Source organism: Streptomyces cahuitamycinicus, from assembly GCF_002891435.1.
GTDB classification, from domain to species: domain Bacteria; phylum Actinomycetota; class Actinomycetes; order Streptomycetales; family Streptomycetaceae; genus Streptomyces; species Streptomyces cahuitamycinicus.
Map to the genome: position 1 here is coordinate 1 of NZ_POUC01000692.1, position 2,744 is coordinate 2,744.

The window sequence follows — 2,744 nt, forward strand, 5'->3', positions numbered from 1 at the left end:
CACCCAGCCCTTCCCGTCCTGCCAGCGGGCCACCGACAGGCAGGTCCTGCTGCTCTTCGGCGGCTCCGGCAGGCGCTCGAAGCGGACGGGGAGCAGCAGCCCCCCGGCGGTGTAGCCCTGGCTGCGGTCCATGTAGGCGTCGACGCACGCGCGCGTGATGCCCGTCGTCGCGCAGGACGTCGCCGCGTCCGTGAACCACCGCGCGGCCGCCCACCCCTCCAGTTGCCACTGGGAGTGCGTCTTCAGGTCCTTCGTCGCCTCGCGGAACTCCCGTACGGCCGGGTGGCCGGTGTCCTCGAAGTTGCGGCTGGCGCCGGTCGCCCAGAGGGCGTTGCGGCAGCGCGGGGCGTCCTTGTAGTCCTCGGCGACGGTGGACGTCCAGTTCTGCACGTTGGTCACCTTGGCGGTGACGTCGGCGCCGGCCTCGTCCATGGCCTGGCAGAGCCGGGCGTTGCCGTGCCCGTCGATCGCGTCGAACACCAGGTCGGCGCCCTGCTCTTTCAGATCGGCGGCGACGGCGCGGAAGTTGGGCAGGGCGAAGTCGACCTGCTCGGTGACGACCTTGTAGCCCTCGGCGCGCAGCCCCCGCTCGACGAGCCGGGCGTAGGCGGCCGAGGCGGACTGGTTGTAGGAGACGACGGCGGCGGTGCGGGCGCCGTGCTCACGTTTGAAGTATCGGTAGACCTCGGTCCCGCCGTACAGCTTTCCGTCCCAGCCGGGGGTGCCGTCGCGGGGCGCGAGACTGCCGTAGATGCCGTAGAGGTGCGGGAGGGTGTCGTAGGCGGTGCCGATGGGCTGGCCGCCGATGTCGGGCACGCGCGCGCGGGAGACGCGGGAGGCCCCCGCGTAGTCCAGGGCGGTGGTCGCGACCAGGGCGACGACCTTGTCCTCCGCCACGAGCCGGTGCACGCACTCGTTGTTGCCGACGCCGCTGCCGCCGTCGTCGCAACCGCGCACCTCGATCCGGCGGCCGTCGATGCCCCCGCGCGCGTTGAGCCGGTCGAAGAAGGCCTGGGCGCCGTCGCGCGGGCCGGTGAAGGCGCTGCCGCCGACCGGGCTGGTGGCGCTGGTGATGATGCCGACCCGCAGGGGCGCGGCGTCGCGGGGCGCCCGGGTGGGGTCGTCGCGCTCGAAGTCGCTCTCCGGGAGCCGGCTGCCGCAGGCCGCGCTCAGGGCGAGCAGCAGCACCGCGGCGAGTGCCTCAGCAGCCCGGGATCGGGGACGCATTGCCGCTCAGTTGCACCAGCGCGCACAGCGTCTTGGCGGACACCTTCCAGGTGCCGTCCTGTTCGACGGCGCTTCCGGAGGCGTCGGGCAGGGCGGTCGCGCCCTTCAGGGTGAGCGTGTAGGTGACGTCCGCCCCGGTCGCCGAGGTGAACTCGACCTTGGTGACCTTCGCCTGGACCTGCCCGCCGCGCTCGTCGCCGCTGAAGGCCTGCAGGACGGGGCCCATCCGGTCGCCGTTCTCCAGGACGGCCTGCTTGTCCTCGGTCGAGGTCTTCGGGTCGAAGAACTTCTGCCAGTTCTGCCTGATCTCCGCCTCGGCGGCGGCCCGGTCGGCCGGCGCGGTGGCCGGAGCGCTCGTGGTGCGCTCCGCTGTCGGGGTCGGAGGCGTGGCCTCGCTGCCGCCGCCGCTGTCGTCGCTGCAGGCCGCCAGGGCCGGTGCGAGGGCCAGGACCAGGGCGGCGGCGATCGCCGTGCCCCGTCCCGCGGTGTGCGGACCGCCCCTCGCGTTCCCCCGCTTGAGGTCGCTGCCGAGAACCATCTGGCTCACCACCGGGTGTCGGTCCGGGCCATGGGCGCCCGGTGCTTTCAGGGTCAGCTTCCACAGGGCATAGTGCAAGCGATCGGCGGACTTGAACAGGCAGCCCGACGCACGCACAGCCGAACCCGACGTGTGGGAGCCAGCGATGCGGACCAGCCGACTGCGGACCGTGCATCCCGTCCTGTGGGCCGGCTGGGCCGCCCTGGCCGCCGGCGCGGTGCTGTGCGTCGTCGGCTGGTACGGAGTCTCCGGCGAGCGTTACGCCGAACGGCAGCTGCCCTACCTCGCCTCCTGCACGGTCCCCGGGGCCGCGCTGATCGTCGCCGGGGCGGTGCTGCTGGCCCGGGGCCGGGATGCGATCGCCGCCGCCCGCGTGGAGGAGCTGTACCACCTGCTGGTGGCGGCGGAGCCGGACGAGCCGGAGGGAACCGGCCGGGCCGGGCTCGCCCCGCTCGCGGTCAGCGGCGACCTGCTGATGGTGCCGGGCGGCACGCTGTGGCACCGCGCGGACTGCCCGCTGGTCGCCGGCAAGGCGGAGGCGGTCCCGGTGGACTCCAAGCTGGTGGCGAGCGGTGAGCTGGACCCCTGCCCGATCTGCGAGCCGGCCGAAGAAACCGACTGATGTCGTCGCTGACGTACGACCTCGCCCTCGCCGGGCTCTCGGTGGGCAGCGCGGCGGCGCTGACCGGGATCGGCCTGATCGTGACGTACCGCGCGACGGGCGTGCTGAACTTCGCCCACGGCGCGATCGCGATGGTGTGCGCGTATGTGCTGCGGCAGTGCGTGGTCGAGTGGGGCTGGCCCCTGTGGCTCGGTGCGGTGGTGACGCTGCTGGTGCTGGCTCCGGGCCTGGGGGTGGTCCTGGAACGGTTCGTCTTCCGGCCCCTGGCGGTCCTGGGCGGTGACCCGGCCCAGACGCTGGTGGCGTCCATCGGCGTGTTCGTGCTGCTGGTGGGCGGGGCGGCGCTGCTGTGGGGGC

Annotated in this window: 4 protein-coding genes; 2 read left to right on the forward strand and 2 right to left on the reverse strand. The window is 73.6% G+C overall.

Annotated elements, in window-relative coordinates; all coding sequences use genetic code 11:
* Both C1J00_RS41695 and C1J00_RS41700 read right to left on the reverse strand, forming a co-directional pair.
* Positions 1 to 1,227: ABC transporter substrate-binding protein (locus C1J00_RS41695; protein WP_102914017.1), on the reverse strand; the 1,227-nt coding region annotated here is incomplete at its 3' end.
* A complete protein-coding gene (locus tag C1J00_RS41700) occupies positions 1,202 to 1,765 on the reverse strand; it encodes an MTB12 C-terminal domain-containing protein (protein ID WP_180989890.1) in 564 nt (187 codons plus the stop codon). The genes C1J00_RS41700 and C1J00_RS41695, both read right to left, overlap by 26 nt.
* Before the next feature lie 145 nt (positions 1,766 to 1,910).
* Here C1J00_RS41700 and C1J00_RS41705 point away from each other — a divergent pair, with 145 nt between their 5' ends.
* Entirely contained in the window at positions 1,911 to 2,387 is a 477-nt protein-coding gene (locus C1J00_RS41705; protein WP_102914016.1) for a hypothetical protein, read from the forward strand.
* Positions 2,387 to 2,744, forward strand: a 358-nt coding sequence (locus C1J00_RS41710; protein WP_439333481.1) for an ABC transporter permease subunit, incomplete at its 3' end; no start/stop codon positions are given. The genes C1J00_RS41705 and C1J00_RS41710, both read left to right, overlap by 1 nt.

Coding starts and splice junctions, on each gene's coding strand:
- C1J00_RS41700 (WP_180989890.1), bottom strand. CDS start 1,765: ATGGTTCTCGGCAGCGACCTCAAGCGGGGGAACGCGAGGGGCGGTCCG.
- C1J00_RS41705 (WP_102914016.1), top strand. CDS start 1,911: ATGCGGACCAGCCGACTGCGGACCGTGCATCCCGTCCTGTGGGCCGGC.